At 62.9% G+C, this 21,243-nt stretch carries 22 protein-coding genes and 1 other RNA gene; 14 read left to right on the plus strand and 9 right to left on the minus strand.

The features are described from left to right. The first annotated feature begins 4 nt into the window (after window positions 1–4). Window positions 5–2,101 (plus strand): TonB-dependent receptor domain-containing protein, encoded by a 2,097-nt coding sequence (locus tag EV688_RS11130; protein ID WP_205686654.1) that lies wholly within the window; start codon window positions 5–7, stop codon window positions 2,099–2,101. A gap of 141 nt (window positions 2,102–2,242) precedes the next feature. On the opposite strand, the gene serA is transcribed toward EV688_RS11130, so the two are convergent. Further along, window positions 2,243–3,472, minus strand: coding sequence for a phosphoglycerate dehydrogenase (serA, locus tag EV688_RS11135; RefSeq protein ID WP_117318319.1), 1,230 nt, complete (start codon window positions 3,470–3,472; stop codon window positions 2,243–2,245). 106 nt (window positions 3,473–3,578) lie between these two features. Here serA and EV688_RS11140 point away from each other — a divergent pair, with 106 nt between their 5' ends. Then, window positions 3,579–4,979, plus strand: coding sequence for an FAD-binding oxidoreductase (locus EV688_RS11140; protein WP_207895406.1), 1,401 nt, complete (start codon window positions 3,579–3,581; stop codon window positions 4,977–4,979). A 204-nt stretch (window positions 4,980–5,183) separates the two neighbouring features. On the opposite strand, the gene EV688_RS11145 is transcribed toward EV688_RS11140, so the two are convergent. The 3 genes from EV688_RS11145 to ilvA form a co-directional block, all read right to left on the minus strand. After that, window positions 5,184–5,567: a type II toxin-antitoxin system VapC family toxin gene (locus tag EV688_RS11145; RefSeq protein ID WP_117318305.1), complete on the minus strand. Its 384-nt coding sequence runs from the start codon at window positions 5,565–5,567 to the stop codon at window positions 5,184–5,186. Beyond that, window positions 5,564–5,767 (minus strand): AbrB/MazE/SpoVT family DNA-binding domain-containing protein, encoded by a 204-nt coding sequence (locus tag EV688_RS11150; RefSeq protein ID WP_117318304.1) that lies wholly within the window; start codon window positions 5,765–5,767, stop codon window positions 5,564–5,566. Before EV688_RS11150 ends, EV688_RS11145 begins: the two co-directional genes overlap by 4 nt. A gap of 277 nt (window positions 5,768–6,044) precedes the next feature. Then, window positions 6,045–7,574 (minus strand): threonine ammonia-lyase, biosynthetic, encoded by a 1,530-nt coding sequence (gene ilvA / locus EV688_RS11155; protein WP_117318302.1) that lies wholly within the window; start codon window positions 7,572–7,574, stop codon window positions 6,045–6,047. A gap of 162 nt (window positions 7,575–7,736) precedes the next feature. Between ilvA and rpiA the strand changes: the two genes are divergently transcribed. Continuing rightward, complete coding sequence (gene rpiA, locus EV688_RS11160; RefSeq protein ID WP_117318300.1) at window positions 7,737–8,411, plus strand: ribose-5-phosphate isomerase RpiA; 675 nt, start codon at window positions 7,737–7,739, stop codon at window positions 8,409–8,411. A 290-nt stretch (window positions 8,412–8,701) separates the two neighbouring features. Continuing rightward, on the plus strand, window positions 8,702–8,845 hold the full coding sequence (locus tag EV688_RS17425; protein WP_162883924.1) for a hypothetical protein: 144 nt from the start codon (window positions 8,702–8,704) through the stop codon (window positions 8,843–8,845). Window positions 8,846–8,873: 28 nt separating this feature from the next. On the opposite strand, the gene EV688_RS11165 is transcribed toward EV688_RS17425, so the two are convergent. The 4 genes from EV688_RS11165 to EV688_RS11180 form a co-directional block, all read right to left on the minus strand. Further along, a complete protein-coding gene (locus tag EV688_RS11165; RefSeq protein WP_117318298.1) occupies window positions 8,874–9,461 on the minus strand; it encodes a 5-formyltetrahydrofolate cyclo-ligase in 588 nt (195 codons plus the stop codon). A gap of 24 nt (window positions 9,462–9,485) precedes the next feature. Then, window positions 9,486–9,666: non-coding RNA, 6S RNA (gene ssrS, locus EV688_RS11170), on the minus strand. 63 nt (window positions 9,667–9,729) lie between these two features. Next, window positions 9,730–10,062 carry a cell division protein ZapA gene (locus EV688_RS11175; RefSeq protein WP_117318296.1) on the minus strand — a complete coding sequence of 111 codons (333 nt, stop codon included), beginning with the start codon at window positions 10,060–10,062 and terminating at the stop codon, window positions 9,730–9,732. Window positions 10,063–10,073: 11 nt separating this feature from the next. Beyond that, complete coding sequence (locus EV688_RS11180; protein WP_117318294.1) at window positions 10,074–10,274, minus strand: TIGR02449 family protein; 201 nt, start codon at window positions 10,272–10,274, stop codon at window positions 10,074–10,076. Window positions 10,275–10,425: 151 nt separating this feature from the next. Here EV688_RS11180 and EV688_RS11185 point away from each other — a divergent pair, with 151 nt between their 5' ends. From EV688_RS11185 to gcvH, 5 genes are read left to right on the plus strand one after another with little or no spacing between them, the layout of a single operon-like run. Continuing rightward, window positions 10,426–11,025 carry a UPF0149 family protein gene (locus tag EV688_RS11185; RefSeq protein ID WP_117318292.1) on the plus strand — a complete coding sequence of 200 codons (600 nt, stop codon included), beginning with the start codon at window positions 10,426–10,428 and terminating at the stop codon, window positions 11,023–11,025. Window positions 11,026–11,047: 22 nt separating this feature from the next. Continuing rightward, a complete protein-coding gene (gene pepP / locus EV688_RS11190) occupies window positions 11,048–12,361 on the plus strand; it encodes a Xaa-Pro aminopeptidase (RefSeq protein WP_117318290.1) in 1,314 nt (437 codons plus the stop codon). Between the two features lie 3 nt (window positions 12,362–12,364). After that, the gene (ubiH, locus tag EV688_RS11195) at window positions 12,365–13,600 is read left to right on the plus strand and encodes a 2-octaprenyl-6-methoxyphenyl hydroxylase (protein WP_117318288.1); all 1,236 of its coding nucleotides are present in this window, start codon (window positions 12,365–12,367) and stop codon (window positions 13,598–13,600) included. Then, window positions 13,593–14,819 carry a UbiH/UbiF/VisC/COQ6 family ubiquinone biosynthesis hydroxylase gene (locus tag EV688_RS11200; protein WP_117318286.1) on the plus strand — a complete coding sequence of 409 codons (1,227 nt, stop codon included), beginning with the start codon at window positions 13,593–13,595 and terminating at the stop codon, window positions 14,817–14,819. Before ubiH ends, EV688_RS11200 begins: the two co-directional genes overlap by 8 nt. A 45-nt stretch (window positions 14,820–14,864) precedes the next feature. Continuing rightward, complete coding sequence (gcvH, locus tag EV688_RS11205; protein WP_117318284.1) at window positions 14,865–15,257, plus strand: glycine cleavage system protein GcvH; 393 nt, start codon at window positions 14,865–14,867, stop codon at window positions 15,255–15,257. 173 nt (window positions 15,258–15,430) lie between these two features. Here the strand turns inward: gcvH and EV688_RS11210 are convergent, their stop codons facing one another. Then, window positions 15,431–16,090 carry a histidinol-phosphatase gene (locus EV688_RS11210; protein WP_117318282.1) on the minus strand — a complete coding sequence of 220 codons (660 nt, stop codon included), beginning with the start codon at window positions 16,088–16,090 and terminating at the stop codon, window positions 15,431–15,433. Window positions 16,091–16,203: 113 nt separating this feature from the next. Between EV688_RS11210 and EV688_RS11215 the strand changes: the two genes are divergently transcribed. From EV688_RS11215 to EV688_RS11235, 5 genes are read left to right on the plus strand one after another with little or no spacing between them, the layout of a single operon-like run. Continuing rightward, complete coding sequence (locus EV688_RS11215) at window positions 16,204–16,704, plus strand: RNA pyrophosphohydrolase (protein ID WP_117318280.1); 501 nt, start codon at window positions 16,204–16,206, stop codon at window positions 16,702–16,704. Between the two features lie 4 nt (window positions 16,705–16,708). Next, window positions 16,709–18,982 (plus strand): phosphoenolpyruvate--protein phosphotransferase, encoded by a 2,274-nt coding sequence (ptsP, locus tag EV688_RS11220; protein ID WP_117318278.1) that lies wholly within the window; start codon window positions 16,709–16,711, stop codon window positions 18,980–18,982. A 4-nt stretch (window positions 18,983–18,986) separates the two neighbouring features. Further along, complete coding sequence (gene lgt, locus EV688_RS11225; protein ID WP_117318276.1) at window positions 18,987–19,793, plus strand: prolipoprotein diacylglyceryl transferase; 807 nt, start codon at window positions 18,987–18,989, stop codon at window positions 19,791–19,793. A 4-nt stretch (window positions 19,794–19,797) separates the two neighbouring features. Next, window positions 19,798–20,631, plus strand: coding sequence for a thymidylate synthase (locus EV688_RS11230; RefSeq protein ID WP_117318274.1), 834 nt, complete (start codon window positions 19,798–19,800; stop codon window positions 20,629–20,631). Between the two features lie 23 nt (window positions 20,632–20,654). After that, window positions 20,655–21,146, plus strand: coding sequence for a dihydrofolate reductase (locus tag EV688_RS11235; protein WP_117318273.1), 492 nt, complete (start codon window positions 20,655–20,657; stop codon window positions 21,144–21,146). Window positions 21,147–21,243 lie beyond the last annotated feature (97 nt).

The following is a 21,243-nucleotide window of genomic DNA, read 5'->3' on the forward strand; positions in this document are numbered from 1 at the left end:
ACTGGTGCCCTTTTACGATCCGTTCAACTTCAACCCTTTCAACATCTTCCAGCTGCCGCTTGAGCAGTATCGGACTTTCGGTTCCGCGCGCTATGAGCTGAACGACAAGGTTGAGGTTTACTCTGAGGCATTCTTCACGCAGAGCACCAACACGACACGGATTGCGCCTTCTGGCACCTTCCGCAACGTGCTGGAGACGCCGCTGTCCAACCCCTTCCTGCCTGCTGGCATTCGTGACCAGATCTGTGGTTTCGCTGGTATCGACGCTGGCGCCTGTGGTGCGGCGGCACTTGCCACCGACCCCAACGATCCCGCCTTCCAGACGGTGGATATCGATTACGGTCGGCGCTTTGTCGAATTCGGTACCCGTGACAACCAGCGTCAGACCCGCGTATGGCAGTTCAAGATCGGCGCCCGTGGCGACCTGACTGACAGCATCTCCTACGATGCCTTCTACGCCTGTGGCGAGAGCGATCTGCGGGGTCGCCAGTCCGGCAACGGCACGCGTACGCGCCTGCGCCAGTCACTGATGGCTACGGACCCGAATGCCTGTCTGGACCCCACGGGCGGCTGTGTGCCGATCGACCTGTTCGGTCCCGAGGGCTCGCTGACGCCGCAGGTGCAGGAGTTCCTGGACGTGGGTAACACGTCAAATACCTTCACCTCGCTGGAGCAGTTCCAGGCCTTTATCAACGGCGACACCGGCCTGTCCCTGCCAACGGTCGATGCCCCCGTCAGCTTCGTGCTGGGTGGCGAGTATCGTGATTACGGCGCTGGTTTCTCCAATGACCTCCTGACGCAGACGCCAGGCGAGGTATTGGGTAATGGCGCGGCAGCACCGAACGTTACCGGTGACTACGACGTGTCAGAGGTGTTTGTTGAGCTCAACGTCCCCGTCCTGCAGGATCAGCCCTTCGCTGAAGAGCTGACGGTTCAGCTGGGTGGCCGTCTGTCGGATTATTCCACCACCGGGCAGGAATCCACCTGGAAAATCGGTGGTACCTGGACACCGGTCAGCGGCGTGCAGTTCCGCGGTAACGCCCAGCGTGTCACCCGTGCACCGAACATCGATGAGCTGTTCTCACCTACGGTGACCGGTCTGGATAACTTCTCCACGGATCCCTGCGCGGGTAACACGCCGGTTGGCAATGCGGCCCTGACAGCAGTCTGCGTGGCCCAGGGCGCTCCGGCACCGACCATCGGCAATATTATTGTCGACCCGGCCGGTCAGGTGAACGTGACCGAAGGCGGCAACCTGGATCTCAACGCCGAGACCGCGGATACCTACACGATCGGTGCGATCATCCAGCCGCAGGCGCTGCCCCAGCTGTCCATGACCATCGACTACTACAGCATCAAGGTAGAAGACGCGATCACCACGCCGACCGCGGGCGATGTGTTCGCCGGCTGTTTCGGACCCGCTTTCGAGTCAGGCAATCTGGCTATCGATGGAAGCTCCGCGTCCGATCCGGCCTGTACGTCGATCCGCCGGAACCCGGCTACCGGCAACCTGTTCGGCGATGTCTCCACGACGCCGGGCCTGCCGCTGGTGCTCAGCAACCAGGGTATCCTGGAGACGGACGGTATCGACCTGACGGTGAATTACTCGCACGAGCTCGGCATCGGTTCCCTGGTCTACAACCTGAACGGTAACTGGACCAACTCCAGCACCTTCCAGGCCAGCCCGACATCGGTAAATCGCGAGTGCGTCGGCTTCTACAGCATCAACTGCGGCTCTCCGCAGCCGGAATACATGATCAGCCAGCGCGCGACCCTGTCGACGTCCATGGCGGGTCGTCCGGTGGATGTGTCCCTGCTGTGGCGCTACATTGATGAAATGGAAGTGGAGCCCGAGGTTGCCTCAGCGTTCCTGCCGCAGTTCCGTGAAATCAGCCCTGAGCACTACTTTGATCTCTCGGTGCGCGCAAGCGTGACGGATCAGCTGCAGTTCACTGCCGCGGTCATCAACATGATGAACGAGGAGCCGAAGGTCGTGGGATCGAACATCGGTTCGACGGCCTTCAACTCGGGTAACGTCTTCCCGTCATCCTACGATCCGCTGGGCCGTCGCTTCTCAGTGACGCTCAACTATCGTATGTAACGGATCGTCGGGTCTTTCGACGAGCCCGGGCCGGAGTGATCCTGCCCGGGCTTTTTTTGTGTTCAGTCGGGAGGTCAGGGCGTCACGATTTCACGCTGGCGAAGACCTGCGGCGTCAGCTCTGCGCCCGATGCGGCTGCAGTCAGTACAGCACCCGACAGCGAATCGTGGTGTCGATGGCGCTGAGCATTTCCACGGCCACATCGGAAGAGGCGCTGTCCACATCCATGACCACGTAACCGATCTGTTCATTTGTCTGCAGAAACTGGGCACTGACGTTGAGATTGATCTCGGAAAACACGCGGTTGATGGCGCTCATCACACCCGGGACGTTCTGGTGGATATGCAGAATGCGGTGGCTGCCCTCGTGGGCGGGCAGGGCCACCTCCGGGAAGTTTACCGACGACGTCGTGGTGCCGTTATCGCTGTAAAGCGCCAGCTTCTCGGCGACCTCCCTGCCGATGTTCACCTGGGCCTCGACCGTGCTGCCGCCGATATGCGGCGTGAGAATGACGTTGTCAAAGCGACGCAGCGGTGACACGAACTCGTCATTATTCGAGCGCGGCTCTACCGGGAAGACGTCAATGGCGGCACCGGCCAGATAGCCCCCTTCCAGACGGGCAGCGAGGGCGTCGATGTCGACTACCGTGCCCCGCGACGCATTCATCAGAATGGCACCGGGCCGCATCTGCGCCAGCTGCTGCGCACCGATCATGCGGTGTGTGGTGGCCGTTTCGGGCACGTGCAGCGTCACGACATCGGAGCTGCTGAGCAGCTGTGACAGGCTGGCAACCTGCCTCGCGTTACCCATGGGCAGCTTGTTCACCACGTCGTAGAACTGCACCTGCATGCCCAGGCCTTCCGCAATCACGCCCAGCTGGGTGCCGATGTTCCCGTAGCCGATGATTCCCAGCCGCTTGCCGCGGATTTCATAGGCATTCAGTGCTGTCTTCTGCCACTCGCCCCGGTGCGCCGCGGCATTTTTCGCCGGTATGCCCCGCAGCAGCAGGATCGCCTCGGCGATGACCAGTTCGGCGACGCTGCGGGTATTGGAGAACGGCGCGTTGAAAACCGCTATACCGCGGCGGGTTGCGGCGTCCAGATCCACCTGATTGGTGCCGATGCAGAAACAGCCCACCGCAGTGAGCTTGTCGGCATGCTCGAGCACATCGTCGGTGAGTTGGGTGCGCGAGCGAATGCCGAGAAAATGCACACCCTTGAGGGCTGCCTTCAGATCCTCCGGCGGCAGCGCCTGCTTATGCTGCTCAATCACCTGATAGCCGCTTTTGTGCAGTGACTCCACCGCCGACGGGTGAACGCCCTCGAGCAGCAGAAAGCGGATTTTTTTCTTGTCCAGGGAGTTCTTGGGCATACGTCTCGATGAACCTCGTCGCCCGGCCGGGCGTATGCAGCGGTAATTCCGTGACGGCATGGTAGCATACGAGCCGCTGTGAATTGGACAGAGACAGGAGGTGCCCTTGGACCGGCTGGACAATGCATTACAGCAGTCACTGGAGGACATTGTCGGTCCGGCGCACGTCCACCGGGATGCAGAAACCCTTGCGCATTACGGACGCGACTGGACGCGTGCCATCGAGCCTGCACCGGTGGCTGCTGTCCTGCCCGGCAGCATCGGGGAAGTGCAGGCGATTGTCCGACTTGCCGTCGATACAGGCCTGGCTATTGTTCCCTCCGGCGGGCGCACCGGCCTGTCTGCAGGCGCGGTGGCGGCACAGGGTGAGCTGGTGGTGGCCCTTGATCGCCTGGACCATATCGGCGATTTTTCAGCCGTGGATCGAACAGTACGCTGCGGTGCTGGCGTCGTGACCGCTCGGCTGCAGGCCTTCGCCGAGGAGCAGGGCCTGTTTTATCCCGTCGATTTCGCCTCCAGCGGGTCCAGCCAGATTGGCGGCAATATCGCCACCAACGCGGGCGGCATCAAGGTCATCCGCCACGGCATGACCCGCGACTGGGTGGCCGGTCTGAAGGTGGTTACCGGCACCGGCGAACTGCTGGATCTCAACCGTGGCCTGATCAAGAATAACGCCGGCTACGATCTGCGCCATCTGATGATTGGCTCGGAAGGTACGCTCGGCCTGATCGTCGAGGCAACCATCAGCCTGCGCGAGCCGCCGGGAGATTTGGCGGTGATGGTGCTGGGTGCACCGGACATGCCATCGATCATGAGGGTGCTCGACGCCTTTCGCGGGGAGCTGCAGCTGCACGCTTTCGAGTTCTTTTCGGAGGACGCCCTTGCCCGCGTCATTGAACACCAGGGCCTGCAGCGTCCTTTCGAGACATCCTGCCCCTATTATGCGCTGCTGGAATTCGCTGGCGGCGACGATGCAACCCTCGAGCGTGCCATGGCGCTGTTCGAGTCCGGCGTCGAGGGCGGCTGGGTGCTGGATGGCAGTATCAGCCAGAGCGTGGCGCAGGCCCGGGCGCTGTGGCGCCTGCGCGAGGATATCTCCGAAACCATTTCACGCTGGACGCCCTACAAGAACGATATCTCGACGCGGGTATCCGACGTACCCGCTTTTCTCCAGGAGGTTGAGTCGGTAGTGAACGCCAACTATCCGGATTTCGAAATCATCTGGTTCGGTCACATCGGCGACGGCAACGTGCATCTGAATATCCTCAAGCCCGATGCTCTGCCCATGGCGGAGTTCCAGGCACGCTGCGGCGAGGTCAGCCGCTGGGTGTTCGAGATCGTGCAGCGCTATGGCGGCAGCGTATCGGCGGAACACGGCGTGGGGCTGCTCAAGAAGGACTACCTGTTGTATACCCGGTCGGCGGCGGAGATAGAGATCATGCGGCAGATCAAGCGGGTGTTTGACCCGGCGGGGATTCTGAATCCGGGGAAGATTTTTGATCTTTAGGGGCTCTTGTTCGGAGCACTGTTCCGGCCCGGGAGTCGGGCGCGGTGCGGCTGGACACGCCAGTTCGCCATCCATGGCGGCTCGGGTGCGGCCATCCGTGGCCGCACACGGTCCAGCCGCACCGCGCCCGACTCCCGGGCCTGACATCGGTGCGCACAGAGAACCCTGAAGATCTTCAGGGTTTGCAGGTGGTGCAATACGACGCTATTTGGCTTTCTTTCTTGACAGGTAGCGCACGTTCGGGAGTCCCTTGAAGTCTTTGTCCATGGTCCAGACGACGGCGGCATATTTCTGCGCCGTGGCGAATACGATGCTGTCTGCAAGCGGGAGTTTGTGAAGCGCGCCAAGCCGGGCCGCGTCGCTTGCCAGGTCGGAATCCAGGGAAACCACCTTTCCCTGCTTCATGTGGGCTGTGACGACGAGGGCAGTCTCTTCTCCCAGCTGGTGCAGGACGGCCCTGAAGACTTCGGCGAGGGTGATGCTGGGCACCAGCAGCTCGGGCACGTTTTCGATTGGCTCGGCGAATGCCCCCGCATGCTGATCGCCGGCAAAGTAGGATAGCCACGCTGACGAATCGACGACGTTCACACGCGATCGTCGTCTCTCGCGACGCCGGTATCGATATTCCTTAGCAGGCCTCGCAGCTCTTGCATGGGTCTCAGGGGAATCACTTCGATGCGGCCACAATAGGCCATGATCTGGACTTTCTGCCCTGACACAATGCCCATGGAGTCGCGAATTTCCTTGGGAATGACAATCTGAAACTTGGGAGAGACAGTAACTTCCATCCCGTAGCGCCTATCGATAGCCTGTTGGTATTACGGTAGAGCCATCGATCCGGGAGGTCAAGGCTCACGATGCTGTCTCCAGGCGTGAAATGCCCCTCGGCCTCCGTGGTGGGAGCCGCCAATCCTGCAGCATACACCACGGCCAGGTCTGCCGGACGGTCAGGGCTTTCCCGGACCGTGCGCGGCCACGGATGGTCGCGCCCGAGCCGCCACGGATGGCGAACTGGCGTGTCCGGGAAAGCCCTGACCGTCCTGCAGGCCGGATTCGGAGCCGCAGCTAGTCCGCCCCATTCCCCAGATACAGCTGATACGCCGGATTCGCCGACTCATCCCAGTACGGATAACCAATGCCATCGAGCACCTCCCGCATGGCGCCCTTCTGCCCCGCCGGTACCTGAATCCCGACAAGAATGCGCCCATAGGCCGCGCCGTGATTGCGGTAGTGGAACATCGAGATATTCCAGCGCTGGCCGAGAGCCGCGAGGAATTTGAGCAGCGCGCCGGGCCGCTCGGGAAACTCCACCCGATAAATCCGCTCAGGATCCATATTTTCCGGGGCGCGGCCGCCTACCATGTAGCGGATGTGCAGTTTGGCCATCTCGTTGTCGGTGAGATCCTCGGCGTCATAGCCCTCGCGCTTCAGGTCATTCAGTACCTGCTGCAGGTCGTTGCCGCCCGGCGCCACCGACAGGCCGACGAAGACACGGGCAAAACGGTCAGTGGCGTAGCGATAATTGAACTCGGTGATGTTGCGCTTCCCGAGGGCGCTGCAGAAGGCACGAAAGCTGCCGGGTTTCTCCGGGATGGTGACGCTGATGATGGCCTCGCGCCGCTCGCCGATCTCCGTGCGTTCGGAAATGTAGCGCAGGCGGTCGAAGTTGGTGTTCGCCCCGCTGAGTATGGCCAGCAATTCCTCATTGCGGGCGCCAGTCTCCTCGACATATTTCTTCAGGCCGGCCAGTGCCAGTGCGCCGGCCGGCTCGGCGATACCGCGGGTATCTTCAAAAATATCCTTGATTGCCGCGCACATCTCGTCGGTGGATACGGTGATGACCTCGTCGACAATTTCGCGGATCACCCGGAATGGCTCCTTGCCAATCTGCGCCACGGCGCAGCCATCGGCAAACAGACCGACCTCGGACAGGCGATCACGGCGACCGCGCTGCAGGGCCAGCTTGAGGCAGGCGGCATCCGCCGGCTCGACGCCAATGATTTTCGTCTGCGGCCACACGTAGTGCACAAAGGCCGCGACGCCCGCGAGCAGTCCACCGCCCCCGACCGGCACAAACAGGGCGTCCAGCGGCGCCTGGTGCTGGCGTACGATTTCCATCCCCACGGTGCCCTGACCGGCAATCACGTCCGGGTCGTCGAAGGGGTGGACGTAAGTCATGCCCTGTTCTGCGACCAGCTTCTTCGCATAAGTGGAGGCCTCGTCAAACGCGTCGCCGTGCAGAACGACCCTGGCGCCCCGCGCGCGCACTGCATCCACCTTGATCTGGGGTGTGGTGCGGGGCATGACGATAACGGCCCTGACGCCCATGCGCTGAGCAGCCATGGCCAGACCCTGGGCATGGTTGCCGGCCGATGCCGCCACCACGCCGCGGCTGCGCTGCGCCTCGCTCAGCCGGTACATCTTGTTGTAGGCCCCGCGCAGCTTGAAGGAGAACACGGGCTGCAGATCCTCGCGCTTTAGCCAGACTCTGTTGCCCAGGCGGGCAGACAGCAGTGCGGCCTCGTCTATCGGAGTCTGGCGTGCCACGTCGTACACGCGGGCATCGAGGATGCGCTTGATATAGCTATGCGGCATGGGATTACACTCGTTTCGAAGTCAACATGGTAAAGCAGCAGGTGCACGTTTGCAGCACCGTACCCTGTGCAGGCGCGGCGGGGGCTGGTTCCGGTTGGGGGGCGACGGCCTTGCGCGGTACACTCGGTGCTCACGCAAATCGCCAGTCGCGCAGGATTCAACATGAACAGTGATGCAAAGAAACAGGCGGTCGCCGCAGCCGCGCTGGACTATCTCAAGCCACATCTCGAGAACGATACCGTTATCGGCATCGGCACCGGGTCGACGGCCAACTGTTTTATCGACGCGCTGGCGCCGGTGCGGGGCCGTTTTGCGGTTACCGTGGCCAGTTCAGAGGCGTCGGCGGAGCGCCTGAAGTCGCACGGCATTCCCGTGCAGTCGCTGACCAGCGTCGATCGTGTCGATTTCTACGTGGATGGTGCCGACCAGGCCAACAGTGCGCTGCAGCTGATCAAGGGCGGTGGCGGCGCCCTGACCCGGGAAAAGATTGTTGCCGCTGTCGCTCGGGAGTTTATCTGCATCGCGGATGACAGCAAGCTGGTACACACCCTGGGTGAATTTCCCTTGCCGGTAGAGGTGATTCCCATGGCGCGTAGTCATGTGGCCCGATGTCTGGTCAGCCTGGGCGGTGAGCCGGTATACCGGGACGGCTTCGTTACCGACAACGGCAACATCATTCTCGACGTACACCGCTTGAGCATCGCCCAGCCTCTCGCTCTTGAGGAAGCCATCAACAATATCACGGGCGTCGTGTGCCACGGCCTGTTTGCACATCGCCCGGCGGATGTTCTGCTGCTGGCAGGTGATGCCGGCGTCAGGGAACTGCGGGCGAGCTGAGATTCGCGGTGTGGGGCCGTGCCCCTTGAGGGGTATATCGGGCAAAATATCCGGTATGGACGGGTTGCATGGCAGAATATTCCGTGTAAGCTCTGTGACAAATTGACAAAAAAAGACAGGGCCAAGAGCTGGACAAGAAAAGTTGTCAAGAAAACCGGCTCTCATGATTCACTCAAAATGACGGGCTTCTGTGTAGGGCGCATGTTGTGATAGGGCCAGGTGTCATTGCCGGTAAGTCACGATGCCCTGGCAGATCTTTTTTAGTTGCACATTGATGACGAGAGTGTTGCGTGAATAGACGACCCGATACCATGTTTGTGCTGATTGCCGTATTCGCTGTGGGGATGATTGCGACGCTGTTGCTGCCCATGACCTCGAGTCAGACCAACGCCGCTCCGGCGTCGCCTTTGCAGGCAGGCATTATTCTGGAGTGAATCCCGGGCGACGCCGGGCGCTGGCGCGTCAATTCCGCATGCACCTCACCAGGCGGCTACCCGTCACCACGTAGTCCAGCGGCACGTCCCAGCTGTCATAAGGTAGATTGTCATATTCCTGGCAGTCGTATCCGAGTCCCACCAGCAGTCCTGGCTTTTCCCGGCACAGCGCCCGGTCGTAGTAACCTGCGCCCATTCCCAACCTGACACCATGGGCATTCCAGGCAACCAGCGGCAGTAACATGATATCGAGGGCGCTCACGGGAACCGCAGCTGCAGTCTGCATGGGCTGGAAAATGCCGTAGCGGGCCTTCCGGAGGGAGTCGCCGGCGCTGTACCGGCGAAACTGCAGTGTGGTACCCGGTGCCATGTCCGGCAGAAACGTCTGCTTGCCCGCGCGCTGCGCCGCCAGCAGCAGTGGGCCGCAGTCAAACTCTTCCCGTGTTGCCAGGTAGCCGGCCACATGCGTTGCCCGGCGCCAGCCGGGCAGTTCCAAGAGCTGTATGGCGGCGCGCTCGGCGATGACCTGTCGCTGATCCTCGGGAACACGCTGGCGGCGGGCGCGTAGCTGCCGGCGCAATCTCTGCTTGTCTGTCGTGGGGGGCGGTTCTCGCATGAGAGCCAGCTTCCAGAATCGGTAAAGGTTCCCGGTGTACCGCTGACAGGTCGGCCCTTGAACCGAAAGGTTCAAGGTGGTGGCTCCCGCGGTGTATCAGGCTTTCCGGTACAAGCCGGACCTGCACAACAACACCATTCGGTCACCGCCGGTTACAGCAGTATCGGCTCGAGGACTGAGTGTCTGGCGAATACACCAGGAACCGGACACCAGTATAACGCAAGCGGTGGCGCAGACCGAGGGCTGTGACCGCTGATGTGTCTGAGAGTCAGCTGATCTCAATCTGTCTGAGTTTGTGCAGCGCCTCTTCAAGCTTGTTGTTTAGACTGCGGAACGCGGCCTCGCTGTCGGCGTTCTCCGTGCTCGCAAGCGCTGTTTCGCCATCGGTGCGTGTAGCCCGCAGCAATTCATAGCTGATGTTCAGCGCTGCCATCACCGCGATGCGTTCAAGGCCGATAACCTTTCCGGTGTCACGAATGGAGCGCATCTGTGAATCGAGGTAATTGGCCGACGTGACCAGGTCTGCCTTCTGCTCAGGCGGACAGGCGACCTGGTAGCTCTTGTCGAGAATCGTGACGTTGACCGTGTTTGGCTGTGCCATTGCCATGCCTTTTACTCTGTCGAACGCAGACGGCTCAGCATGGATTCCACCCGCTGGCGCGCTGCCTCATTGTTGTCGATCAGTTCCTGTCGCTCTCGACGCCAGTTCAGGTTCTCCGCCTTCAAGCGCTGGTTTTCCTGATTCAGTTCACCGCAGAGGGCGATCAACTGATCGATCCTGGATTCCAGCATTTTCAGCGCGTCATCTGCCATTGCCGTTATACTTGGGTTTTCGCGGAGTGTCCTGCACTATAGAGCCGCGCCGCAGAGAGGTCAACGACGTAAATGTTAATTAATTCAAGCATCTGCCAGCACTTTAGAGAGCGCATGTCACGTAGCTTGTTCGGGTGGCGGGACGCGTACCGTGTTTGACCTGCGCCCGGGCGACAACAGCGATTTGCCGGATTTCGATGAGCTAGCCAACCACCTCTTTGAGCAGGGCATACAGAGCTCGCCCTCGGAGCTGCACGGCTGTCTGGCCGGACTGCTCGGTGGCGGCGCAGGCCGTGAGCCCGGCGCCGGACTCGCGGGCCTGGGGAAGGCGCTTTCAATCGATGTCCACGGCGAACTCGCCGATGGACTACAGCAGATGTATGCGCGCACCGCGGCCTCCGCGGCAAGCGAAAATCTGCACTTCCATCCACTGCTGCCCGGCGATGAAACAGAGCTGGCGCAGCGCACCCTGGCCCTTGCCGACTGGTGTCGGGGGTTTCTGTCGGGCTTCGCCGAGGCCCGCGTCAGTGCGGGCCTGACAGAAGCCGGCGTCGCGGCCGACAGCGCTGAGGCCCTGCGTGACTTCGCCGCTATCGCCCAGGCTGATGCTGAAGAAGACGACCCCGATGAAGCTGAGCGCGCCTACGCCGAACTGGTGGAGTATCTTCGCGTGGCAGCGATGAATGTCATTGCCGACAGCCAGCAGCTGTTTTCCGATGCGGGCGCTACCAAAGACCGTACCCTTCACTGAACGAGGCCTGGATCCGACCCTCATGACGATCAGCAAGACGGAATACGCCCGCCGCCGGCGCAATCTGATGGCGCTCATGGAGCCGAACAGCATTGCTATCATTCCCTCCGCCAACGAGCAGACGCGCAGCCGCGACACCGAATTCCCCTTTCGCCAGGACAGTGATTTTCGCTACCTGTCCGGCTTTGACGAACCTGAATCGGTGCTGGCCCTGATACCGGGCCGACGCCATGGACAGTTTGTGCTGTTCTGCCGGGAGCGGGATGTCACCCGGGAGTTATGGCACGGCCGCCGCGCCGGTCCGGAGGGTGCGGTAGAGAATTTCGGTGCCGATGACGCCTTCCCGATCGGCGACATCGACGAGATTCTTCCCGGCCTTGTCGAAGGCCGCGAGCGCGTCTACTACTCCATGGGGCGCAGCGCGGATTTCGACAGTCGTATCATGGGCTGGGTCAATCGCATTCGCAGCAAGGCCGCCACTGGCGCGGTTCCCCCCGGCGAGTTCACCGATCTCGATCACATGCTGCACGAGCTCCGGCTATACAAGAGCGCCGCGGAGCTCAGGCTGATGCGCAAGGCCGCCAGGATAACCGCAGCGGCGCACTGTCGCGCCATGCGCTTCTGCCGCCCCGGCGTGTATGAATACCAGCTCGAAGCCGAACTGCACCATGAGTTTGCGATGCGTGGTGCCCGTCATCCGGCTTATGCCTCCATCGTCGGTGGTGGCGACAATGCCTGCATCCTGCACTACGTGGACAACGCCGACCGACTGCGCGACGGTGACCTCGTGCTGATCGATGCCGGCTGCGAATACCGCGGCTATGCCGCCGACGTCACGCGAACATTCCCGGTTGGCGGGCGTTTTTCCCGCGAACAACGGGCCATTTACGATATCGTTCTGCGTGCACAGCATGCCGCTTTCGAGGCTACCCGCGCAGGGAACCACTGGAATCAGCCCCACGACGCCACTGTCCGCGTTATCACGGAAGGCCTGGTTGAGCTCGGCCTGCTCAAGGGAAAGGTGGACCGTCTGATCGACAAGGGCGCCTACCGCGACTTCTACATGCATCGCGCCGGCCACTGGCTCGGCATGGATGTGCACGACGTCGGCGATTACCGGGTCGGCGCCGAGCCGCGCCTGCTGGAGCCGGGCATGGTGATGACCGTGGAGCCCGGAATCTACATTGCGCCGGACAATCGCAGCGTGGCAAAGAAGTGGCGCGGTATTGGCGTGCGTATCGAGGATGACGTGGCCATCACTGCAGACGGCATGGAAGTGCTCTCGGCGGCAGTGCCCACTGCGGCGGATGACATTGAAGCCCTGATGGTGAGCTGACGGATGAGCCTGACAGCGAATGTGGTGATTGCCGGTGGCGGAATGGTGGGAATCAGTCTTGCGCTGCACCTGGCTGCGTCTCTGCCTCGGTCGCAATCCATTACTCTGATAGAAAGCTATCCACTGCGCGGCGGCAATGGCGATTACCACCCCTCCTTCGACGCGCGCTCCACCGCCCTCAGCTACAGCTCGCGGCTGATTTATGAAGGTCTCGGGCTGTGGCAGGCACTGTCGGCCTGGGCCGAGCCGATACGCCATATACACGTATCCAGTCAGGGGCGCTTTGGCAGCAGCCTCATGGACGCCGACGACCAGGGATGGCCGGGGCTGGGTTACGTGGTCGAGAACGCCTGGCTGGGCCGCGTGCTGTTGGACGCCCTGCTTGCCTCGTCACGCATACAGCTTGTCAGCCCGGCCAGCGCAGTCGCCGCAAAGCCCCGGGACGGTCGCATGGAAATCAGTCTGGATACCGGCGAGCCTGGTGCACTGGCGGCCGATCTGCTGGTCATTGCCGATGGCGCGCAGTCCCGCCTGCGTGACGGTCTCGGTATCGGCGTCAACAGCCGCCGCTATGATCAGCATGCGCTAGTGGCCAATGTGGCGTTCGCCGCGCCCCACGCCGGTGTGGCTTACGAGCGTTTCACCGCAGCAGGCCCGCTGGCCCTGCTGCCGCTGCCGCCAACCGCAGATGCCCCGAACCGGGCGGCGCTGGTCTGGACACTCCCGGAGGCTCGCGCGCAGGAGCTGGCGGCAGCGGAGCCGGCGGCGTTTCTGCAGGAACTGCAGGAGACCTTTGGCTATCGACTGGGCCGTGCTGTTCAGGTTGGTGAGAGGTCCACTTATCCGCTGTCGCTCGTGGAGGCGCGGGAATGTGTGCGTCGGCACGTGGTGGTGGTCGGCAATGCGGCGCATGCCCTGCATCCCGTGGCCGGCCAGGGCTTCAATCTGGCGCTGCGGGATATTGCTGCGTTGTCTGCGGTGCTTGCGCAGGCCATTACAGGCGGCGATACCGCGGGAGATCCCGCAGTTCTGGCCCGTTACGCCGCACGCCAGCGCGTTGATCAGCAGCGTACCATTGCCGCGAGCGACCGGCTGCCCGGCCTGTTCATGAACGCGGATCCGGTTTTTGGCCTTGCCCGCGATCTGGCGCTATCGGGTCTGGATCTGGCACGCGGCGCAAAATCCGCGTTTGTCCGCCATGCCGCAGGGGTCGCGGCACTGGAGGCACGGAATGCCTGAGGCAGTACCGCCCCTGGACCACGATGTGCTCGTTGTCGGTGCCGGCATTGCCGGCTCGGCACTCGCGGTAGCGCTCAGCGGTCAGGGCCTGCGGATAGCGCTGGTCGAGGCGCGGGGCCTGCCCGCCGATCCCGGCCCCGTGGATATGGGCCTCAATGGTTTCGACGTCCGGGTCAGCGCCCTCACCCCGGGCTCTGTTGACTTCCTGGCGCGCCTCGCTGTCTGGCCGGCGATCGAGGCCTATCGCGCCTGCCCTTACCGCCACATGACGGTCTGGGACGCCGAGGGCACTGGCCGTATTGATTTCGACAGTGCCGAAATGAACCTGCCTGCACTTGGCACGCTGGTTGAGAACAGCGCCATCACCGCGGCCCTCGCCAGCCGCGTCCGTCGGGCACCGGATATCGAGGTGCTGGCGCCGCGCCGGCTGGAGCAGGCGCAGCGCTCTGCGGATGGCGTTATTGTGACGCTTGACGACGGTACCCGCTGCGCCGCGGGCCTGACGGTAGGTGCAGATGGCGCGCTGTCTCCGTTGCGTGAGCGGCTGGGTTTCGCCACCCGCGAATGGAGCTACGGACAGCGCGCCATCGTGGCAACCGTCGAGACAGAGCGGCATCACGCCGACACTGCCTGGCAGCGTTTCCTGCCCACCGGGCCCCTCGCGCTGCTGCCCCTGCCGGATTCTGCCGACCGTCATTACTGCTCGATTGTCTGGTCGCTGGACGACGATGCGGTGGATGCCGTGGTGGCGCTGTCCGACGCAGATTTCTGCGCTGCGCTTGCTGATGCCGCGGAGCATTGTCTCGGCGATATCCTGGACAGCTCACCCCGGGCCGCCTTTCCGCTGCGCCAGCGGCACGCCATCAACTACGTCGAGCCCGGTGTCGCGCTGATCGCTGATGCCGCGCACACCATTCATCCTCTCGCCGGCCAGGGCATCAATCTTGGCCTCGCCGACGTCGATGAGCTTGCCCGGGTGGTACTCGAGGCCAGACAGCGTGGATTGCCCCCGGGAGCGCTATCCGTTCTGCAGCGCTACCAGCGCCGTCGCAAGGGCAGCAATCTGGCCATGATGGCGGCGATGGACGGATTCCGGCACCTGTTCGGGTCGCGCCGTCTGCCGCTTCGCTGGCTGCGCAATGTCGGTCTCAGGCAGGTGGATGCCCTGCCGGCGGTGAAAAAACGCCTGATGCGCCAGGCCATGGGTCTGGCCGAATAGCCTGGCAAGGCCTACAATCGCCGCAGATTCTATGGAGGAACCCGTATGAGCCAGGCACCGGAAGGTCTGAAATTCGCCAAAAGCCACGAGTGGGTGCGCGTTGAGGACGACGGCAGCGTGACCGTCGGCATCAGCGATCATGCGCAGGAAGCCCTGGGCGATGTCGTCTTTGTGGAGCTCCCGGAAGCAGGCAGCGACCTCGCCGCCGGGGACGAAGTAGCCGTGGTGGAATCCGTCAAGGCGGCCTCCGATGTTTACGCGCCGATCAGCGGCACCGTACTGGCCGTGAACGAGGCGCTTGTCGATGCCCCTGAAACCGTCAACGGCAGCCCCTATGCCGACGGCTGGTTCTTCCGGCTCAAGCCGTCAGACACCGCGGAGCTGGACGAGCTCATGGATAGCGAGGCCTACCAGGAGCACCTCAGCGACGCGGACTGATCTGCCCCAACTTTTACCGTAGGAGGCCTCTCCGCCGGAGAAGGCTTTCGAGACCGTCGGCGGCATGGAAGCCGCCGTCGAGCCGCCAGGGACGGCTTTACGGCGAGTCTCGAAAGCCTTCTGCGGTGGAGAGGCCGTTCGACGCAGTGCGATAACTGGTGGTCGGGACCGGCTCAGGCGCCGCGCAGGCTGATGATTCGCCAGCCATTGTCCCGGGCATGCGCCGCGAGCGTGGGGTCGGGATCCACGGCGACCGGGTTGTCGACCAGCTGCAGCAGCGGCAGATCGTTGTGCGAGTCGCTGTAGAACGTTGCACCGGTCAATGATTCCCCCTTGTCCGCCAGCCAGTCCTGCAGGCGCACCACCTTGCCCTCGCGATAGCTTGGGGTTCCCGTCGGCGCCCCCGTGTAGCGCCCCTCAGCCACTTCCACGCCGCAGGCGATCAGGTTGTCGATGCCCAGTTGCCTGACGATGGGCCCGGCCACCACTTCGTTGGTGGCGGTGATGACAAGCAGCGTATCGCCCCGCTGACGGTGACTGTCAATCAGCGCGCGCGCTTGCGGCAGCATGATGTGCGCGATCTTGTCCTGCAGGAAGGCGGCCTGCCAGCTGGCGATCTCCCCGGTGCTGCGGCCCGCTATCGGCCGCAGCGCGAAGCGCAGATAGGCCGCGATATCCAGTGATCCCGCCTTGTAGTCGGCGTAGAACTGCTCGTTCGCCGAGGCGTGCGCGGCCGCGTTTACCCGTCCCTGCTCGCACAGCCAGGCTCCCCAGAGGTGATCGCTATCGCCGGCGAGCAGCGTATCGTCAAGATCGAAAATGGCCAGTGGCATGCTGTTCTCCTCAAGTGCGGCGCGGGAGAATATAACGGTCGGGTGCGCGAGACAATTTCTCTGGCTGCGCAAAGTATGGAACAATGACTGGCTGATATGTGGATACAGTGGCAATGATTGACGCACAGGGTTTCCGGCCAAACGTCGGCATCGTGATCGCCAACGACAGCGGCCAGTTGCTCTGGGCGCGTCGCATTGGCGGGCGCGACGCCTGGCAGTTTCCCCAGGGCGGCATCAACCCCGGTGAAAAGCCCGAACACGCGCTGTATCGCGAGCTCGAGGAAGAGGTTGGCCTGCCACCATCCGCCGTGGATGTCATTGCCTGCACCCGGGGCTGGCTGCGCTACCGACTGCCAAAGCGCTACATCCGCAAGGGGCAGGAGCCGGTGTGCATTGGCCAGAAGCAGAAATGGTATCTGCTCAGGCTGATTGCCGACGAATCCAGCATCAGCCTCACCGACAACCCGAAGCCCGAGTTCGATCACTGGCAGTGGGTGAGCTACTGGTATCCCCTGAATCAGGTCGTGTATTTCAAGCGTGAAGTGTACCGGCGTGCGCTGCGCGAGCTCGCGCAGCCTCTGGGCGGCCTGGTCGCCGCCAGCGAGCAGGCCTGACGCCGTGCTGGAAGTCCTGCGGGCCATAGTCCAGGAGGTAAACGCCGCCGAGAGCCTCGATCAGGCGCTGGGCATTATTGTATCCCGCGTCAAGAACGCGATGGGCACGCAGGTCTGCAGTGTCTACATGCGCGATCGCGGCGGCGAGCGCTTTGTCTTTCGCGCCACCGAGGGACTCAATGCGGCGCAGATCGGTTTCGCCAGCCTGGCTCCGGGGGAGGGTCTGGTCGGCCTCGTGGCAGAGCGCGAGGAGCCGGTAAATCTCGAGGACGCCGAAAGTCACCCCAATTTCCAGTTCCTGCCGGATATCGGCGAGGAGCCCTTTCACGCCTTCCTCGGCGTGCCGATTATCCACCAGCGCCAGGTGCTGGGAGTACTGGTTGTCCAGCAATCGGAGCGTCGGCGCTTTGATGAAAGCGAGGAGGCCTTCCTGGTGACGATGTCGGCGCAGCTTGCCGGCGTCATTGCCCATGCCCAGGTTACCGGCGAGGTACCGGATGCGCTGGTGGCGGGAGCCGTGCAGATGTCAACCCGGATAGCCGGGCTGCCCGGTGCGCCCGGCATTGGCATCGGCGTCGCGGTGGTGAAGTCACCCGTGGCGGATCTGTACACGGTGCCCCGGCGCCAGGCAAAGGACCGTCGCGCCGAATTGCGCAGTTTCAAGCACGCGCTGGAGCAGGTCCGTCTCGATGTCCAGTCTGTCGCCGATAATCTGCGCGATGAGTTGAGCGCCGAAGATCACGCCCTGTTCGACGTCTACCTCGGCATACTGGGTGACTCCGCCATCGGCGGCGAGGTGGCGGCACGAATCAAGGCGGGCGAGTGGGCGCAGGGTGCGCTCAGTCAGGTCATGATCGAGCACATCCGGCACTTTGAGCGGATGGAGCACAGCTACCTTCGCGAGCGTGCAGTCGATGTCAAGGACCTCGGCACGCGGGTGCTCGGGTATCTGCAGGCTGACGGGCGCGACGAGACCGACTTTCCGGAGCAGACCATCCTGGTCAGTGAAGAGCTCACTGCCTCGATGCTGGGCGAGATCCCGCGCAACCGGCTCGCCGGCATGATATCCGTGCGCGGCTCTGGCAACTCGCATGTCGCCATTCTCGCCCGCGCCATGGGTGTGCCTACGGTGATGGGCGCGGTGGATCTGCCCTATACCCGCCTGCGTGACATGACGGTGGTCGTCGACGGGTATAACGGTGCGGTGCACCTGAACCCGCCGGAGGAGGCGCTCGATCGCTATCAGGCCCTCGCCGACCAGGATTCTGCGCTGAATCGCGACCTGGAAACGCTGCGGGACGAAGCCTGTGAAACCCTGGATGGCCACCGCCTGCGCCTGTGGGTGAATACCGGCCTGATGGTGGATGTGGCCCGTTCACTCGAGCGCGGCGCCGAGGGCGTCGGCCTGTACCGCACCGAGGTGCCGTTTCTGCTGCGCGAGCGCTTCCCGACCGAGGAGGAGCAGCGGCAGATCTACCGTGAACAGCTGGAAGCCTTTGCGCCGCGGCCCGTAACCATGCGCACACTGGATATCGGCGGCGACAAGGCACTCAGTTATTTTCCCATCGAAGAAGAGAACCCTTTCCTCGGCTGGCGCGGTATCCGGGTCACGCTGGATCATCCGGAGATTCTGCTTGCCCAGGTGCGCGCCATGCTCAAGGCCAACGCCGGTCTGGGCAACCTGCGCATCATGCTGCCTATGGTGAGCAACGTGGTTGAGCTCGATGAGGCGCTGGTGCTGATTCATCGCAGTCATCGCGAACTGGTGCAGGAAGGCCTGGACATTCCCCTGCCGCCGGTGGGTGTGATGGTCGAGGTGCCGGCGGCGGTCTATCAGGCCGCGGCGTTTGCCCGTCGCGTGGACTTTCTCTCTGTCGGCAGCAACGATCTCACGCAATACCTGCTGGCGGTCGACCGCAACAATGCCCGAGTGTCCGACCTTTACCACGCATTTCATCCGGCGGTGCTCGAGGCGCTGGTCGCGGTGGTTGCCGGTGGTCGGAGCGAGGGCAAGCCGGTAAATATCTGTGGTGAACTCGCGGGGGATCCACTGGCGTCCGTACTGCTGCTCGCCATGGGCTTTGACGTGCTGTCCATGAATGCGACCAGTCTGCCGCGGGTCAAGAAGGCCATACGCAGCATCAGCCATGCGGAGGCTGTCGAGGTGCTCGCAGAGGTGCGCGGCCTCGACAACAGTCGCGATGTGCAGCGACGTCTCGAGACGCTGCTGATGGATCGCGGACTGCAGCAGTTCATACCGCCACCGATGGACGCCTGATCCCATGCTCGCTTATCCTGATATCGACCCCGTGGCCATTTCTCTGGGGCCTCTCAACATTCACTGGTACGGGCTGACCTATCTCGGTGGTCTGGCCTTCGCCTGGTGGCTGGCGGCGCGCCGCAGCCGGCGTTCCGACGCCGTGCTGACGCGACGCCAGGTCGACGACCTGATTTTCTGGGCGGCGATGGGTATCGTGCTCGGCGGACGTATCGGCTACGCCCTGTTCTATGGCGGTGACCGGCTGGTCGAGGACCCGACCTGGATTCTGCGGGTCTGGCAGGGCGGCATGTCCTTCCACGGTGGATTCCTTGGCGTAGTCGCGGCGAGTTTCCTGTTTGCGCGTCGCCACGGCGTGTCGTTTCCCGATTTGCTGGATTTTGTCGCCCCGCTGGCGCCGCTGGGGCTGGCGCTGGGGCGCCTCGGGAACTTCATCGGCCAGGAGCTGTGGGGGCGAGCGGCGGACGTGCCCTGGGCGATGGTCTTCCCGAACGATCCGCTGCAGATTCCGCGGCACCCGTCCCAGCTCTACCAGTTTGCCCTGGAGGGAATGCTGCTTCTTTTTATCATGCTCTGGTTCACACGCCGGCCGCGGCCCACCTTCGCCGCGTCCGGGGTGTTTTCCCTGGGTTATGGCGTTCTGCGGTTTACCGCGGAATTCTTCCGGGAGCCCGATGCGCACCTGGGCTTCCAGGCGTTTGGCTGGATGACCCGCGGTCAGCTGCTGTGCATTCCCATGATCCTTCTCGGGCTTTATCTGCTGTTTCACGCCTACCGGGGCGGCAGCGCTGCGGCCCGATCAACGCGGTAACGACATGCGCCAGTACCTCGATCTGCTCCAGGACATCCTCGACAACGGCGTGCGCAAGGACGATCGCACTGGCACCGGCACCCTGTCGGTGTTCGGGCGGCAGTTCCGTCACGACCTCGCCGACGGGTTTCCGCTGTTGACGACCAAGAAACTGCACTTTCGCAGTATTGCCAATGAGCTGCTGTGGTTCCTGCGCGGCGATACCAACACTGCATGGCTGAAAGAGCGCGGCGTGAGTATCTGGAACGAGTGGGCCACCGAAGAGGGTGAGCTCGGGCCACTGTACGGCGCGCAGTGGACCGCCTGGCCCACCCGCGACGGTGGCAGCATCAACCAGATCGATTACGTGCTGGATTGCCTGCGCCACCGACCGGACAGTCGGCGCATCCTGTTTCACGGCTGGAATGTCGAATACCTGCCCGATGAGAAACAGAGTCCACAGGACAACGCGCGCGCGGGCCGCATGGCGCTTCCGCCCTGTCATCTGCTCTATCAGTTCTACGTTGCCGGAGACCGTCTGTCGTCACAGCTGTATATCCGCTCCAGCGACTCGTTTCTCGGCCTGCCCTACAACATGGCCAGTCTCGCGCTGCTGACGCATATGCTGGCCCAGCAGTGCGACCTGCAGCCGGGAGAGATTGTGATCACGACCGGTGATTCGCATCTGTATATGAACCACCTCGAGCAGGTTTCCCGGCAGCTGCAGCGCGAGCCGCGGCCGCTGCCGTCGCTGCATTTTCGCCGACGTCCCGAGAATCTCTACGCTTACTGCTTCGAGGACTTCGAAATCCGCAATTACGATCCGCATGCTCACATTCCCGCGCCGGTGGCGGTTTGAGCCCCCGGGATGTCACGGCGAGCATGATTGTTGCGGCAGCCCGCAATGGCACCATCGGCCGCGACAACACCCTGCCCTGGCGGCTGTCGGATGACCTTCGCTATTTCCGGCGGGTCACCATGGGCAAGCCGGTGATCATGGGCCGGCGGACCTACGATTCGATCGGGCGCCCGCTGCCTGGTCGTGACAACATCGTTGTTTCTCGGAATCCGGCATTCGCGGCCGCGGGCGTGCACGTTGCGCCTGGCATTGACGAGGCGTTTACCCTCGCGGTGGCATCGGCCCGGGCCTCCGGCGCCGGGGAGCTCATGTTGCTGGGCGGCGCGCAGCTTTACGTCGAAGCCCTGCCGCTGATACAGCGCATTTACCTGACACGGGTGCATGCCGACGTCGCGGGGGATGCCTACCTGCCGGCGCTGGCAGCGGAAGATTGGCGGGAAATTTCCCGGGAAGACCATCCTGCGGACAGCAGGAACGATTTTCCCTTCAGCTTTATTGTTCTGCAGCGGATCTGAGTATCCTGCCGTGGAGGGTGATCGTCGGGCGCTTTGGCCATCCCGCCACCTCCCGTTTCCTGTGGCTAAACGTCTCTGTGTTACCTTTCCCTGGGAA

Origin of the sequence: Chromatocurvus halotolerans, assembly GCF_004340525.1 — a bacterium.
GTDB lineage: Bacteria > Pseudomonadota > Gammaproteobacteria > Pseudomonadales > Halieaceae > Chromatocurvus > Chromatocurvus halotolerans.

What these genes read in the sequence shown, in the direction of transcription:
- pepP (WP_117318290.1), top strand. Translation starts at nt 11,048, where the DNA reads ATGACGATCAGCAAGACGGAATACGCCCGCCGCCGGCGCAATCTGATG.
- EV688_RS11210 (WP_117318282.1), bottom strand. Translation starts at nt 16,090, where the DNA reads ATGCCACTGGCCATTTTCGATCTTGACGATACGCTGCTCGCCGGCGAT.
- serA (WP_117318319.1), bottom strand. Translation starts at nt 3,472, where the DNA reads ATGCCCAAGAACTCCCTGGACAAGAAAAAAATCCGCTTTCTGCTGCTC.
- EV688_RS11180 (WP_117318294.1), bottom strand. Translation starts at nt 10,274, where the DNA reads ATGGCAGATGACGCGCTGAAAATGCTGGAATCCAGGATCGATCAGTTG.
- ilvA (WP_117318302.1), bottom strand. Translation starts at nt 7,574, where the DNA reads ATGCCGCATAGCTATATCAAGCGCATCCTCGATGCCCGCGTGTACGAC.
- rpiA (WP_117318300.1), top strand. Translation starts at nt 7,737, where the DNA reads ATGAACAGTGATGCAAAGAAACAGGCGGTCGCCGCAGCCGCGCTGGAC.
- EV688_RS11230 (WP_117318274.1), top strand. Translation starts at nt 19,798, where the DNA reads ATGCGCCAGTACCTCGATCTGCTCCAGGACATCCTCGACAACGGCGTG.
- EV688_RS11165 (WP_117318298.1), bottom strand. Translation starts at nt 9,461, where the DNA reads ATGCGAGAACCGCCCCCCACGACAGACAAGCAGAGATTGCGCCGGCAG.
- ubiH (WP_117318288.1), top strand. Translation starts at nt 12,365, where the DNA reads ATGAGCCTGACAGCGAATGTGGTGATTGCCGGTGGCGGAATGGTGGGA.
- EV688_RS11175 (WP_117318296.1), bottom strand. Translation starts at nt 10,062, where the DNA reads ATGGCACAGCCAAACACGGTCAACGTCACGATTCTCGACAAGAGCTAC.
- gcvH (WP_117318284.1), top strand. Translation starts at nt 14,865, where the DNA reads ATGAGCCAGGCACCGGAAGGTCTGAAATTCGCCAAAAGCCACGAGTGG.
- lgt (WP_117318276.1), top strand. Translation starts at nt 18,987, where the DNA reads ATGCTCGCTTATCCTGATATCGACCCCGTGGCCATTTCTCTGGGGCCT.
- EV688_RS11150 (WP_117318304.1), bottom strand. Translation starts at nt 5,767, where the DNA reads ATGGAAGTTACTGTCTCTCCCAAGTTTCAGATTGTCATTCCCAAGGAA.
- EV688_RS11235 (WP_117318273.1), top strand. Translation starts at nt 20,655, where the DNA reads ATGATTGTTGCGGCAGCCCGCAATGGCACCATCGGCCGCGACAACACC.
- EV688_RS11215 (WP_117318280.1), top strand. Translation starts at nt 16,204, where the DNA reads ATGATTGACGCACAGGGTTTCCGGCCAAACGTCGGCATCGTGATCGCC.
- EV688_RS11200 (WP_117318286.1), top strand. Translation starts at nt 13,593, where the DNA reads ATGCCTGAGGCAGTACCGCCCCTGGACCACGATGTGCTCGTTGTCGGT.